Raw genomic sequence first — 14049 nt, forward strand, 5'->3', positions numbered from 1 at the left:
CGGGGGAACGCTCGTCTCCGACCGGGCGCACGCGTCCGCGGCGATCATTCGCATTGCATAAACGTGCAGAAGTGCGTATAGTCATGCCATCCAAGAGGAGGGTTCCATGGCGGTACGCGTAGCAGTGGCAGGGGCAAGCGGATACGCGGGCGGAGAGCTGCTGCGTCTGCTGCTCGCTCATCCCAATGTGGAGATCGGCGCCCTGACCGGCAACTCGAACGTGGGGCAGCCCCTCGGTGCGCTCCAGCCGCACCTGGTGCCGCTGGCCGACCGGATCCTCGAGCCGACGACCGCCGAGGTGCTCTCCGGGCACCACGTGGTCTTCCTCGCGCTGCCGCACGGGCAGTCCGCCGCCGTGGCCGAGCAGCTCGGCGAGGACACGCTCGTCGTGGACATGGGCGCCGACTTCCGGCTGAAGGACGAGGGCGACTGGGAGAAGTTCTACGGCAGCGCGCACGCCGGGACCTGGCCCTACGGGCTCCCCGAGCTGCCCGGCGCGCGCGCCGCGCTGGAGGGCACCAAGCGCATCGCGGTGCCCGGCTGCTACCCGACCGCCGTCACCCTCGCGCTCTTCCCCGCGTACGAGGCCGGGCTCGCCGAGCCGGAGGCCGTGATCGTCGCCGCGTCCGGGACGTCCGGTGCGGGCAAGGCGCCCAAGGCGAACCTGCTCGGTTCCGAGGTCATGGGCTCCATGTCCCCGTACGGTGTGGGCGGCGGCCACCGGCACACCCCCGAGATGATCCAGAACCTGGGCGCCGTCGCCGGTGTGCCGGTCTCCGTCTCCTTCACGCCGACGCTGGCCCCGATGCCGCGCGGCATCCTCGCCACGTGCAGCGCCAAGGCGAAGCCGGGCGTGAGCGCCGAGAGCGTACGGGCCGTCTACGAGAAGGCCTTCGCCGACGAGCCGTTCGTGCACCTGCTCCCGCAGGGGCAGTGGCCCGCGACCTCGTCCGTGTACGGCTCGAACGCCGTGCAGGTACAGGTCGCGTACGACTCGGCGACCGGCCGGATCATCGTGATCAGCGCCATAGACAACCTCACCAAGGGCACCGCGGGCGGCGCCCTTCAGAGCATGAACATCGCCCTCGGTCTCGACGAGACCACGGGGCTTACCACGATCGGAGTCGCGCCGTGAGTGTGACGGCAGCCAAGGGATTCACGGCCGCGGGCATCGCCGCCGGGATCAAGCAGAACGGCAACCCGGACCTGGCCCTCGTGGTCAACCGCGGGCCCCGCCTGGCCGCCGCGGGCGTCTTCACCTCCAACCGCGTGAAGGCGGCGCCGGTCCTGTGGTCCGAGCAGGTCCTCAAGGGCGGGCTCGTGTCCGCCGTCGTCCTCAACTCCGGTGGCGCCAACGCCTGTACGGGCCCGAAGGGCTTCCAGGACACGCACGCCACGGCGGAGAAGGTCGCGGAGGCGCTCGGCCTGAACGCGGGTGAGGTCGCCGTCGCTTCGACCGGCCTCATCGGCGAACTCCTCCCCATGGACAAGCTCCTGCCCGGCGTCGACACGGCGGTCGCCCAGCTCAGCCCGCACGGCGGTGAGAAGGCCGCCGTCGCCATCAAGACCACCGACTCCGTGCACAAGACCGCGGTGTTCGAGGGCGACGGCTGGACGGTCGGCGGCATGGCCAAGGGCGCGGGCATGCTCGCCCCCGGCCTCGCCACCATGCTCGTCGTCCTGACCACGGACGCCGACCTGGAGGCCGACGTCCTGGACAAGGCCCTGCGGGACGCCACGAAGGTCACCTTCGACCGCGTCGACTCCGACGGCTGCATGTCGACGAACGACACCGTGCTGCTCCTGGCCTCCGGCGCCGCCGAAGTCGCCCCGGGGTACGCCGAGTTCGCCGAGGCCGTCCGCACGGTCTGCGACGACCTCGGGCGGCAGCTCATCGGCGACGCCGAAGGCGCCAGCAAGGACATCAGGGTCGACGTCGTCAACGCCGCGACCGAGGACGACGCCGTCGAGGTGGGACGCTCCATCGCCCGCAACAACCTCCTCAAGTGCGCGATCCACGGCGAGGACCCCAACTGGGGCCGGGTGCTGTCCGCGATCGGCACGACGTCCGCCGCCTTCGAGCCCGAGCGGCTGAACGTCGCCATCAACGGCGTCTGGGTCTGCAAGAACGGCGGCGTCGGCGAGGACCGCGAGCTCGTCGACATGCGCTTCCGGGAGGTCGTCATCACCGCCGACCTGGCGGCCGGCTCCGAGACCGCGACGATCTGGACGAACGACCTGACCGCGGACTACGTCCACGAGAACAGCGCGTACAGCTCATGAGCACGACACGGAAGCACACGGCGCTGCCCAAGGCGCAGATCCTCATCGAGGCACTGCCCTGGCTCACCCGGCACCAGGGCAAGACCGTCGTCATCAAGTTCGGCGGCAACGCCATGATCGACGAGGACCTGAAGGCCGCCTTCGCGCAGGACGTCGTCTTCCTGCACCACGCGGGCCTCAAGCCCGTCGTCGTGCACGGCGGCGGACCGCAGATCAGCAAGGCCCTCGACCGGCACGGCATCGTCAGCGAGTTCAAGGCGGGCCTGCGGGTCACCACCGAGGACGCGATGGACGTCGTGCGGATGGTCCTGGCCGGCCAGGTGCAGCGCGAGCTCGTCGGGCTCCTCAACGAGCACGGACCCCTCGCCATCGGCCTCACCGGCGAGGACGCGCACACCATCACCGCCACCAAGCACAGGCCCGAGATCGGCGGCGAGCTGATCGACATCGGCCGGGTCGGCGAGATCACCGAGATCGACACCGGCGCCATCGAGGCCCTGCTCGCCGACGGCCGCATCCCGGTCGTCTCCTCGATCGCCCGCTCCCAGGACGACGGACATGTCTACAACGTCAATGCCGATACGGCGGCTGCGGCTCTCGCCGCGGCGCTGGGCGCCGAGACCCTGATGGTCCTGACCGACGTCGAGGGCCTCTACGAGGACTGGCCGAACTCCGACGAGGTCATCAGCCGGCTCACCGCCAGGCAGCTGGAGAAGCTCCTTCCCGAGCTGGCCAGCGGCATGGTTCCGAAGATGGAGGGCTGCCTGCACGCCGTACGCAACGGCGTGACGACCGCCCGCGTCATCGACGGCCGGGTCCCGCACTCGATCCTGCTGGAGATCTTCACCGACGAGGGCATCGGCACGATGGTCGTGCCGGACGCCCCCGAATCCGGCGACGCACACACCGTCGACGTACAGGCCATCGACAAACAGGGGGAGTCATGAGCAACCAGGAGCTGACCGCGCGCTGGCAGGGCGCGCTCATGGACAACTACGGCACGCCCCGGCTGCCCCTCGTCCGCGGCGCGGGCGCCAAGGTGTGGGACGCCGACGGCAAGGAGTACGTCGACTTCGTCGGCGGCATCGCGGTCAACGCCCTCGGCCACGCGCACCCCGCGGTCGTCCAGGCGGTCACCGAGCAGATCGCCTCGCTCGGCCATGTCTCGAACCTCTTCGTCGCCGAGCCGCCCGTCGCGCTCGCCGAACGGCTCCTCCAGCTCTTCGGCCGGTCCGGCCGCGTGTACTTCTGCAACTCCGGCGCCGAGGCCAACGAGGGCGCCTTCAAGATCGGCCGTCTGACGGGCCGTTCACACATGGTCGCCACGCAGGGCGGCTTCCACGGCCGCACGATGGGCTCCCTCGCGCTGACCGGCCAGCCCGGCAAGCAGGAGCCGTTCCTGCCGCTGCCCGGCGACGTCACGCACGTCCCGTACGGGGATGTCGAGGCACTGCGGGCGGCGGTCACGGAAGAGACCGCGCTGGTGATCATCGAGCCGATCCAGGGCGAGAACGGCGTCGTCGTGCCGCCCGCCGGCTACCTCAGGGCGGCCAGGGAGATCACCCGGGCCACCGGCACCCTCCTCGTCCTCGACGAGGTGCAGACCGGCATCGGCAGGACCGGGCACTGGTTCGCGTACCAGGCGGAGGAGGGGGTCGACCCCGACGTCGTCACGCTCGCCAAGGGCCTCGGCGGCGGACTGCCCATCGGCGCGACCGTCGCGTTCGGCGCGGCGGCCGAGCTGCTCAGGCCCGGTCACCACGGCACGACGTTCGGCGGGAACCCCGTCGCCTGCGCGGCCGGCCTCGCGGTGCTCGACACCGTCGCCGGCGAGGGCCTCCTGGACAACGTCAAGCGTGCCGAGGCGCGGCTGCGGGACGGAATCGCGTCACTCCGGCACCCGCTCGTCGGCCACGTAAGGGGCGCCGGGCTCCTCCTGGGTATCGTGCTCACCGAGCCGCTCGCGCCCCAGGTGCAGCAGGCGGCTCAGGATGCCGGCCTCCTGGTGAACGCGCCCGCCCCCGATGTCGTACGGCTCATGCCGCCGCTCAACCTCCACGACGACGAGGTGGACACCCTGCTCCAGGCGCTGCCCGGCGTTCTGGACAAGGCCCTCGAAGGGGCCGACGGGGAAGGACGATCCTGAGGAATGGGACGACGACGATGAGTCAGGCGCAGGACAACGAGCACGCCGCGGGACCCGCCGTGCCGCAGACCCGCACCGCGCGTCACCGCCGGATCGTGGACATCCTCAACCGGCAGCCGGTGCGCTCGCAGAGCCAGCTGGCGAAGCTGCTCGCCGACGACGGCCTCACGGTCACGCAGGCGACGCTCTCCCGGGACCTGGACGAGCTGGGCGCGGTCAAGATCCGCAACACCGGCGGCGAGCTGATCTACGCGGTGCCCAGCGAGGGCGGCTTCCGCACCCCGCAGGCCCCGCTCGGCGGCTCGGCCAAGGAGGAGCGGATGCGGCGGCTCGCGGGGGAGCTGCTGATCTCCGCGGAGGCCTCGGCGAACCTCGTGGTCCTGCGCACCCCGCCCGGTGCCGCCCAGTTCCTCGCGTCGGCGATCGACCAGGCGGAACTCCAGGTGATCCTGGGGACGATCGCGGGTGACGACACCCTGCTGCTCATCAGCCGCGACCCGACCGGCGGGCAGGCGCTCGCCGACCACCTGCTGCGCCTCGCCCAGAACGACCACTGAGTGCGCTGGATCCGAGAACGCTGAATCGTTCTGGCTCGCGCCCCGGACCGCCCGATGTGCACGGGTGGTCCGGGGCGCTGTCGCGTTCTCAGGCCTGCTCGGCGCGGCGCGCCCGGTACGACATCCAGGCCGCGACCAGGGCACCCGACACGTTGTGCCACACGGAGAACACCGCCGCGGGGAGCGCCGCGAGCGGGCTGAAGTGGGCTGTGGCCAGGGACGCGGCGAGCCCCGAGTTCTGCATGCCGACCTCGAACGCCATCGCGCGGGACGCGGGCGCCCCGAGGCGGGCGAGCTTTCCGGCGCCGTAACCGAGCGCGAGGCCGAGGCCGTTGTGGAGGACGACGGCGAGCAGGACCAGGCTGGCGGCCGACTTGATCGCCGTCGCGCTGCCCGCGACGACCACGGCGACGATGACGGCGATCGTCAGCGCCGAAATCCAGGGCAGGGCGCCGAGCACCCGGTCGACGTACCGGCCGAGGACCAGGCGCACGACGAGCCCCGCGAGGACCGGCAGCAGCACGGTCTTGAGGATGTCCGTGACCATCGACCCCGCGTCCACCGGCAGGAACTCGCCCGCGAGCAGCAGTGTCAGCGGCGGCGTGACGAGCGGGGCGAGCACGGTCGAGACGGTGGCGACGGAGACGGACAGGGCGACGTCGCCGCGCGCCAGGTAGGTCACCACGTTGGAGGCCGTGCCGCTCGGGGCGCAGCCCACGAGGATGACGCCCGCCGCCAACTGGGGCGGCAGATCGAGGGCGTTGGCTATCAGCCAGCCGAGCCCCGGCATGATCACGTAGTGCGCGACGAGTCCGAGGCCGACGGCCCAGGGCCGCTTGGCGACGCCCTTGAAGTCGTGCGGGGTCATCGTGAGCCCCATGCAGAACATCACCACACCCAGCAGGTACGGGACGTTCGTCTTCCAGCTCACGAAGGCGTCGGGCAGGGCGAGCCCGATGCCACCCGCCGCGAGCACGAGTACGGGGAAGACGGTGACGGCCAGGCGCGCCGCGCGGTTGCCGGTGTCCGTCGACTGGGGGATCAATTGTTCGGTCTGCACCGGCCGATGCAACGCCGCCGGCCGGTATGCCCGCAACCCTGTCTCGTTATGTGGTCCTTACATCTTCATGGGGACGCCACATCTTCCCCGTCCTCGTCAGGGGGTCACCGACCAGGTCTCCCCGTCCGCCGTCACCGCGAACGCCGTGACACCGGGCTGCGCCTCCAGCCATGCCCGCGCCCCCGGACCCATCGCGTACGCGGCGGTCGCCCAGGTGTCCGCGTCGTTGAGCCCCTCGTGGACGACGGTCAGGGAGGCGAGAGCGCCCACGGGCGCCCGCCCGGTGTGCGGGTCGACGATGTGGCAGCCGCGCTCCGCGGGACCCGAAGTGGCCACCGCCAGCGCGCCCTGCCGCGACTCGACGACCGCGGCCACCTGCCCCGGGCGCAGCGGATGCGCCACGCCCACACGCCACGGGCCGCCGTGGACCTGGACGTCGCCGCCGCCGTTCAGGCAGACGCCGGTCGCGCCCGCGGCGAGCAGCCCTTCGGCCGCCCGCTCCACCGCCCACCCCTTGACGAGGCCGCTCGGGTCGAAGCCGCCGGAGTGCCCCGCCGTGAACCAGCCGCCGGTGTGCTCCCGCGCCCGCTCGCACAGGCGCAGCACCTCGCGGACCTCGGGCGCGCAGTCCCGGGGCGCGAGCTCGCCGCGGGCGAGCTGGCTGACCGCGCTGTCCTCGCGGTACGTCGAGAAGACGGCGTCCACATGGCGCAGCCACGCCTCCGCCTCGTCGAGCGCCCGCGGACCCACGTCCGCGCCGCGCGCCGTGATCGAGAACACCGTGCCCATGGTGTGCACGACCCGGTGCAGCCCGGCCGCGTCACCCACGGGCCTGGTCCAGCGCGCTCTGCAGCGACGAGACGTAGCCCTCGCTGGTGAACGTGGCACCGGAGACCGTGTCGATCCGGGCGCTCTGGGCGTCCAGGGTCTCCTGCACGAGGGTCGGGACCGAGGACGAGGCGATGTCCACGCTGCGCCGGTCGCCCGACGGGGTCTTGACGGCACGGGCGGCGGTGATCTTCGCGCCGTCGACGGTGATCTCGACCTGGACGGGGCCGTAACGCGTCTGCACGGTCTCGCCGGTGAGAGTCCGCCTTCCGGTCGCGCCGCCGGTCGCGCCGCCGGACCCGGTGCCGCCCGAGACCGCGGGGGACCGGCTGGACGCCGGGGCCCGCGGGGCCGCCGTGACCGGCTGCGAGTGCGGCTTGAGTGCGAGCGCCAGCGTCGTCACGGAGGCGGTCGCGACGCAGGTCAGGACGGTACGGCGGATCGGATGGGCTCTCATGGCGCGGCTCACAGCTCGAACGACTCGTAGTGGACACGGGAAGCGGGCACACCGGCCTCGCGCAGGGCGTCGTACGAGGCGAGCGCGAGGCCGTGCGGCCCGCACAGGTACACGTCGTGGGCCGCGATGTCCGGGAGCATCCGGCGCAGTCCGTCCGCGGTGACGTCCGTCCGGGCGCCGTCGGCGTCGTTCAGGACGTACACGAGGCGGGCGCCGCGGCCGGCCGCGATCGACTCCAGTTCACCGCGCAGCGCCAGCTCCTCGGCGGTGCGCGCCCGGTAGAGCAGCGTCAGGTCGCCCGGCGCCGCCGGCAGTGTCTCGAAGAGCGTGCGCAGGGGCGTGATGCCCGTGCCGCCCGCGAGCAGCAGCACCCGGCGCGAGCGCCGCAGCCCCGCTGTGAGCGCCCCGTACGGCCCCTCCGCCCATACACGCGTGCCCCGGGTCAGGCCCGCGACGGACGCACTGTGGTCGCCCAGCGCCTTCACCGTGATCCGAAGGAACCCGCCGCGCGGCACCGCCGCAAGGAGTACGGGTGCGAGGCCGCCCACATACCGGGCGCGAGGAAGCGCCAGCGGAAGAACTGACCCGGCTCCGCGCCGAGCGCCTCCAGCCGTCGGCCGCTCAGCCACACCGACGACACCCCCGGCGCCTCCCGCACGACCACCTCGACGCGCAGCCGGTGCCGGACGTTGAGCCGCACCGGCACCAGCACCCGGAACCACAGCACGAGCGCGGCCACGCTCAGATAGAGGGCGTACCAGGCCGCGCGGGCGGCTGCCCCGCCCGCGAAGTCGGCGCCGAGCGCCAGCTGGTGCCCGAACGCGAGGAAGATCGCCGCGTACGTCAGGACGTGCAGGTAGTACCAGGTCTCGTACCGCATCCGGCGGCGCACCGCCCGTGCCGACACGAAGCCCACCAGTGCGAGCACGGCCGCGCCCACCGTGCCCTTCAGCATCTCGGGATAGTCGAGGACGATCGTGCCGAGCTCCGACACGGGGTCGGTACGGCTCTGCGCCGCGTATCCGAGAGTGATCAGGACGAGGTGGCCGAGGAGCAGACCGACCGTCCAGCGGCCGGCCGAGGCGTGCCAGCGCGCCGTCCTGTCGCTGCCCAGCCCCTTCTCCAGAAGCGGCACACGCGCCATCAGGGCGACGAGGAGCGCGCACGTGTAGCCGCACATCAGGCCCATGATCCGGCCCGCCCCCGTCAGCCAGCCGTCGGCGCCGGACACGACGCCGGTGCCCTGCCACCACAGGGCGAGCACCGCGGCCCCGCCCGCACCCGCGGCGGCCAGGAGCGGCACCGCGGGGGAGCGGCGGTACGCGGGGCGCGGGGCGCGGTGGCGCAGCGGCGGGGGGCTGTGCGTGGTGGTCACCGGTGCGGCTCCTCGTCGGATCGGGGTCGGGCGGGCCGGGCAGGACGCAACTCTGCGGCCCGAACCTCTGAGCGGGCTCTGAACGGGCGGCCCCGTGCGTACCTCAGAGCGAACTCACAGCAATCCGAGAGACTCTTCGGACGAGATGAACGAACGCCCCGCACTCACCCGCCCCGACGGCACCCCCGTGCGCGTCCTCGTCGTCGACGACGAGCCCGACATCGCCGAGGTCGTCACCGGGGTCCTGCGCTACGAGGGCTGGGACGTCCGCACCGCCGGGACCGGCCGTGACGCCGTGCGCGAAGGACTCGACTTCCGGCCCGACGCCGTCGTCCTCGACATCATGCTGCCGGACCGCGACGGCCTGTCCGTCCTGCGCGAACTGCGCGCAGCGCAGCCACACGTCTGTGTGCTCTTCCTCACGGCCCGCGACACCGTCGAGGACCGGGTCACCGGCATCACCGCGGGCGGCGACGACTACGTGACCAAGCCGTTCAGCCTGGAGGAACTGGTGGCCCGGCTGCGCGGCCTGCTGCGCCGTGCCGGCATGACCAGGGAACTCGCCGCGAGCGCTCAGCTCACCGTCGGTGACCTGGTGATGGACGAGGACGCCCGCGAGGTCACGCGCGGCGGCACGGGCATCGACCTGTCTCCGACCGAGTTCGAGCTCCTGCGGTGCCTGATGCGCAACCCCCGCCGCGTCCTGAGCAAGACCCAGCTCCTCGACCGTGTCTGGTCCTACGACTTCGGCGGCCAGGCCCATGTCGTCGAGCTCTACGTCTCCTACCTCCGCAAGAAGATCGACGCCGGCCGCGAACCCATGATCCACACGGTGCGCGGCGCCGGGTACGTCCTGAAGCCGGCCGCTCGATGAAGCGGCCGCACCCGCGCGTCCCGCACACCCTGCGCGCCCGGCTCACCACCGGGCTCGTCCTGCTGCTCGCCGTCAGCTGCGCGGCCGTCGGTGTGGCCGCGGTCGTCGAGCTGCGCGGCTTCCTCACCGGGCGGCTCGACCAGCAGCTCCACGAGGCCGGCAGCGCCCTGCCCGCCAGCCTCGAACACAGCGGCCGGGCGCGCGACGACCACGACGGCGACGAGCACGCCGACACCCGCCGCCAGTCCACCGGCACCCTGGGCGTCCGGCTCGTCGGCGGCGCCGTCACCAGCGCCGCCGTCGTCCGGGCGGGCTCCGACCCGGCCGACCTGGGCGTGCGCCTGTCCGACGCGGACCGCCGGACCCTCGCCCGCCTGCCCGTCGACGGGTGCGGCCACACCGTGCGGCTGTCGTCCCTGGACCGCTACCGGGTCGAGGCCTTCGAGGGGAGGGACGGCGACGTCCTCGTCACGGGCCTGCCGCTGGAGCCCCTGGAAGCCACCGTGCACCGCCTCGAACTCGTCGCGGCGGGCGTCTTCGGGATCGCGCTCGCCGCCACCGGCGTCGCCGGCGCCCTCTGGGTGCGCTGGTCCCTGCGCCCGCTGAGCCGGGTCGCCGCCACCGCCACCCGCGTCAGCGAACTGTCGCTCGCGAGCGGCGCGGTGGTCCTGCCGCCGCGCGCCCCCGAGTCCGACCCGCGCAGCGAGGTCGGCCAGGTGGCGTCGGCCTTCAACCGGATGCTCGGCCACGTCGAGGACGCGCTCACCCGCCGGCACGCCTCCGAGGAACGCCTGCGCAGTTTCTCGGCCGACGCCAGCCACGAGCTGCGCACCCCCGTCGCCTCCATCCGCGGCCACGCGGAACTCGCCCTTCTGCACCGGGGCCCCGTACCCGCCGAGGTCCGCCGCGCGCTGGAGCGCATCGCCGCGGAGTCCGGACGGATGGGCGAGGTGGTCGAGGACCTGCTCCTGCTCGCCCGCCTGGACGCGGGCCGGCCCCTGGAACGCGAGCCGGTCGACCTCACGCGCCTCGTCCTCGACGCGGTCACCGACGCCAGGGCGGCGGGCCCGGAGCACCGCTGGACCATGGAGCTTCCGGAGGAACCGGTCACCGTCACGGGCGACGCGCACCGCCTCCACCAGGCCGTCGCCAATCTCCTGGCCAACGCCCGTCTGCACACCCCGCCCGGCACCCGGGTCACCGCCCGCATCGAGGCCGACGAGCTCGGGGTGTCGCTGTCGGTACGGGACGACGGCCCCGGCGTCCCGGAGGAGATCCGCGACGGGATCTTCGAACGCTTCACCCACGGAGACCGGCCCAGACCGTCCGGGGCGGGCGGCGGTACCGGACTCGGCCTCGCGATCGTCACGGCGGTCGCCGAGGCACACGGCGGCACCGCGACGCTGCGCAGCGAGCCGGGCGAGACCGTGTTCACCGTCCGCCTCCCGAAGGCGCCGCCTCAGTAGCGCGTGATCGCCGTCGCGCCGCTCGCCGTCCCGATCGCGATGTGCGGCCGCCGGCCGGGCTCGGCCCAGCGCAGGATGCGCCGCATCGCGTCCGCCGGGACCGACACGCACCCGGCGGTCGCCCCGGGCCCGTTCACGTGCAGGAAGATCCCCGCCCCCCGCCCACGTACGGGCCGGTCGTAGTTGTAGGCGATGACGAAGGCGTGGGCGTACTGGGTCGCGTACGACACGAGGTGCTCGGACTCGGCGGCGCGGCAGTCGGCCGGGCGTGGCTCGGTCCAGCGGTTGTAGGACCGCGAGTCGTTGTCCTGGCACCACCAGGAGTCCTGGTGCACGCGCCGGTAGGCGGTGGCCGTGCCGGTGGGCGAGGGCTCGGTCCCGAAGGCGTAGGGCAGCCCGTACAGGCCGGTGGGTGTCGTGTACGTGCCCTGCTTGCGTGAGCCGCCGTCGGCGAGGCCCTTCGCGCCGAACCGCGCCGCCGCCGAACCCGCCGCGACCCATCGCCCGTCGCGCCGGTCCCACCAGGTGACGGTGCCGGTGGTGGAGCCCGTGCGTGCGGCCTGTGCGGTGATGAGCTGGGAGCCGCCGCCCGTGTCGGCCATCCGCGCGGGCAGCGGCGCCGGCCCGCCGGGCGGTGCCGCGCCCAGGATCAGCAGGGCGGCCGTCGCGGCCAGGGACGCGCTGGTGACGGATCGTGAACGCATGTGTCAGACGGTAGTCGGGGGCAGCGGAAGCGGCAGCCCCGGAAGTCCGTCGATGCTGTGCTCGATGTGTTCCTTCTTCTTGAAGTACTCGCTCAGGGAGGCGTCGTCCTCGCGCGCGAAGCGCTTCCCGTGCAGATCGCGGTCCGCGTCGTACGACATGAAGGGGACCGCGTATCCGCAGCTGTCGCGGATGAGCTCGGCTGTGACGACGATGATCGCGCGCAGGCCGTGCCGGGTCGGGTCGATATGGGGGAAGCGTTCGAGCAGCTCCTTGAACCTCGCGTCGTCGCGGAAGACGGGTTCTCCGTGGCCGTGCACCCGGACGATGTTCGGAGGGCCCTGGAAGGCGCACCACATGAGGGTGATGCGGCCGTTCTCGCGCAGGTGCGCGATGGTCTCCGCGGTGCTTCCGGCGAAGTCGAGATAGGCGACGGTCCGCTCGTCGAGCACGGCGAAGGAACCGGTCAGCCCCTTGGGGGAGAGGTTCACCGTGCCGTCCTCGCGGAGGGGGGCCGTCGCGGTGAAGAACATGGGCTGCGCCTCGATGAAGGTGCGCAGTCTGCCGTCTATGCGTTCGTAGGTCTTTCCCATGGTTCTGGATTATCGACCCGAGATCGTTCGCCTGTGTAAGGATTTCGCGCGTCTCGGTCCGTGAAGGGATCGATCGGCGGTCCGATTGACGAATCATGCAGTCCAATGCATACTCATGCATGACGTCATCGACGTCTTCGCCCTGTCCTCGAAGAGCGCGGCGAAGCGCGACCTCGCCTGATACCCGTTACGGGAAGGGGCGGGACGGGGAAGAGAAAACCCGCCCCGCGTCACCGCACATCTAGGAGCAACCGTGAGCAGCAACACCGGCGATGTCCGCCTCTGGGGCGGCCGGTTCGCCGACGGCCCCGCCGAGGCCCTGGCGAAACTCTCCGCCTCGGTCCACTTCGACTGGCGCCTGGCGCCGTACGACATCGCCGGCTCCCGCGCCCACGCGCGCGTGCTGCACAAGGCGGGCCTGCTCACCGAGGACGAGCTGACCCGCATGCTCGCCGGCCTCGACCGGCTCGAAGCGGACGTGGCGGACGGCTCGTTCGTCGGGACGATCGCCGACGAGGACGTCCACACGGCGCTGGAGCGCGGCCTGCTGGAGCGCCTCGGCGTCGACCTCGGCGGCAAGCTGCGCGCCGGCCGGTCCCGCAACGACCAGGTCGCCACGCTCTTCCGGATGTACCTGCGTGACCACGCGCGCGTCATCGGCGGCCTCCTCACCGACCTCCAGGACGCGCTCGTCGGCCTCGCCGAGGCGCACGCCGACGTCGCCATGCCCGGCCGTACGCACCTCCAGCACGCCCAGCCGGTCCTGTTCGCGCACCACGTGCTCGCGCACGTCCAGTCCCTGTCCCGGGACGCCGAGCGGCTGCGGCAGTGGGACGAGCGCACGGCGGTCTCGCCGTACGGCTCCGGCGCCCTGGCCGGTTCGTCGCTCGGCCTCGACCCGGAGGCCGTCGCGAAGGACCTCGGCTTCGAGCACGGCTCGGCCGCCAACTCCATCGACGGCACCGCGTCGCGGGACTTCGTCGCGGAGTTCGCCTTCATCACCGCGATGATCGGCGTGAACCTCTCGCGCATCGCCGAGGAGATCATCATCTGGAACACGAAGGAGTTCTCCTTCGTCACTCTCCACGACGCCTTCTCCACCGGCTCCTCGATCATGCCGCAGAAGAAGAACCCGGACATCGCCGAGCTCGCCCGCGGCAAGTCCGGCCGCCTGATCGGCAATCTGACCGGTCTGATGGCCACGCTCAAGGCTCTCCCGCTCGCGTACAACCGCGACCTCCAGGAGGACAAGGAGCCGGTCTTCGACTCCTGCGACCAGCTCGAGGTCCTGCTGCCCGCGTTCACCGGCATGATGGCCACGCTCACGGTCAACCGGGAGCGGATGGAGGAGCTCGCCCCGGCCGGCTTCTCGCTCGCCACCGACATCGCCGAATGGCTCGTCAAGCAGGGCGTACCGTTCCGCGTCGCGCACGAGGTCGCCGGCGAGTGCGTCAAGGAGTGCGAGCAGCACGGCATCGAGCTCGACCAGCTGACGGACGAGCAGTTCGCCAAGATCTCCGAGCACCTCACGCCCGAGGTGCGCACCGTCCTCGACGTGCCGGGCGCGCTCGCCTCGCGCAACGGCCGGGGCGGCACCGCTCCTTCGGCCGTCGCGGTGCAGCTCGCCGAGGTGAAGGGCGACCTCTCCGTGCAGCGCGCGTGGGCCGAAGCCAAGTCCTGACCTGCCTTTTGCGCGGCCCGGCCCTTC

The 14049-nt window shown here is 72.4% G+C and carries 13 protein-coding genes and 1 pseudogene; 8 read left to right on the forward strand and 6 right to left on the reverse strand.

Annotation, left to right across the window (positions count from 1 at the left end):
* Positions 1–106: 106 nt before the first annotated feature.
* The 5 genes from argC to ACZ67T_RS14880 are packed head-to-tail and all read left to right on the forward strand — an operon-like array spanning position 107 to position 4986.
* On the forward strand, positions 107–1135 hold the full coding sequence (gene argC / locus ACZ67T_RS14860; protein ID WP_469984167.1) for an N-acetyl-gamma-glutamyl-phosphate reductase: 1029 nt from the start codon (positions 107–109) through the stop codon (positions 1133–1135).
* Positions 1132–2283, forward strand: a complete 1152-nt coding sequence (argJ, locus tag ACZ67T_RS14865; protein WP_469984169.1) for a bifunctional glutamate N-acetyltransferase/amino-acid acetyltransferase ArgJ — start codon at positions 1132–1134, stop codon at positions 2281–2283. Before argC ends, argJ begins: the two co-directional genes overlap by 4 nt.
* On the forward strand, positions 2280–3230 hold the full coding sequence (gene argB / locus ACZ67T_RS14870; RefSeq protein ID WP_469984171.1) for an acetylglutamate kinase: 951 nt from the start codon (positions 2280–2282) through the stop codon (positions 3228–3230). Before argJ ends, argB begins: the two co-directional genes overlap by 4 nt.
* Positions 3227–4429 (forward strand): acetylornithine transaminase, encoded by a 1203-nt coding sequence (locus ACZ67T_RS14875; RefSeq protein WP_469984172.1) that lies wholly within the window; start codon positions 3227–3229, stop codon positions 4427–4429. Before argB ends, ACZ67T_RS14875 begins: the two co-directional genes overlap by 4 nt.
* A 17-nt stretch (positions 4430–4446) precedes the next feature.
* Positions 4447–4986, forward strand: coding sequence for an arginine repressor (locus tag ACZ67T_RS14880; protein WP_469984174.1), 540 nt, complete (start codon positions 4447–4449; stop codon positions 4984–4986).
* An 88-nt stretch (positions 4987–5074) separates the two neighbouring features.
* On the opposite strand, the gene ACZ67T_RS14885 is transcribed toward ACZ67T_RS14880, so the two are convergent.
* The 4 genes and pseudogenes from ACZ67T_RS14885 to ACZ67T_RS14900 all read right to left on the reverse strand — a co-directional run bounded on the left by ACZ67T_RS14885 (position 5075) and on the right by ACZ67T_RS14900 (position 8706).
* On the reverse strand, positions 5075–6046 hold the full coding sequence (locus ACZ67T_RS14885) for a bile acid:sodium symporter family protein (protein WP_469984175.1): 972 nt from the start codon (positions 6044–6046) through the stop codon (positions 5075–5077).
* Positions 6047–6142: 96 nt separating this feature from the next.
* Complete coding sequence (locus ACZ67T_RS14890) at positions 6143–6835, reverse strand: FAD:protein FMN transferase (RefSeq protein ID WP_469984420.1); 693 nt, start codon at positions 6833–6835, stop codon at positions 6143–6145.
* Between the two features lie 31 nt (positions 6836–6866).
* Entirely contained in the window at positions 6867–7331 is a 465-nt protein-coding gene (locus ACZ67T_RS14895) for an FMN-binding protein (protein WP_469984176.1), read from the reverse strand.
* A gap of 8 nt (positions 7332–7339) precedes the next feature.
* Positions 7340–8706, reverse strand: a pseudogene (locus ACZ67T_RS14900) (ferredoxin reductase family protein).
* A 145-nt stretch (positions 8707–8851) separates the two neighbouring features.
* Between ACZ67T_RS14900 and ACZ67T_RS14905 the strand changes: the two are divergent.
* Complete coding sequence (locus ACZ67T_RS14905; protein ID WP_469984177.1) at positions 8852–9580, forward strand: response regulator transcription factor; 729 nt, start codon at positions 8852–8854, stop codon at positions 9578–9580.
* A complete protein-coding gene (locus ACZ67T_RS14910; RefSeq protein WP_469984179.1) occupies positions 9577–11046 on the forward strand; it encodes a sensor histidine kinase in 1470 nt (489 codons plus the stop codon). Before ACZ67T_RS14905 ends, ACZ67T_RS14910 begins: the two co-directional genes overlap by 4 nt.
* On the opposite strand, the gene ACZ67T_RS14915 is transcribed toward ACZ67T_RS14910, so the two are convergent.
* Both ACZ67T_RS14915 and ACZ67T_RS14920 read right to left on the reverse strand, forming a co-directional pair.
* Positions 11040–11750, reverse strand: coding sequence for a L,D-transpeptidase family protein (locus tag ACZ67T_RS14915; protein WP_469984181.1), 711 nt, complete (start codon positions 11748–11750; stop codon positions 11040–11042). The two genes, ACZ67T_RS14910 and ACZ67T_RS14915, sit on opposite strands and share 7 nt — an antisense overlap.
* A gap of 3 nt (positions 11751–11753) precedes the next feature.
* A complete protein-coding gene (locus tag ACZ67T_RS14920; RefSeq protein WP_469984182.1) occupies positions 11754–12341 on the reverse strand; it encodes a pyridoxamine 5'-phosphate oxidase family protein in 588 nt (195 codons plus the stop codon).
* Between the two features lie 253 nt (positions 12342–12594).
* Between ACZ67T_RS14920 and argH the strand changes: the two genes are divergently transcribed.
* Positions 12595–14022, forward strand: a complete 1428-nt coding sequence (gene argH, locus ACZ67T_RS14925; protein WP_469984184.1) for an argininosuccinate lyase — start codon at positions 12595–12597, stop codon at positions 14020–14022.
* The last annotated feature ends 27 nt before the right edge of the window (positions 14023–14049 follow it).

Source organism: Streptomyces sp. NPDC107517 (assembly GCF_055582645.1).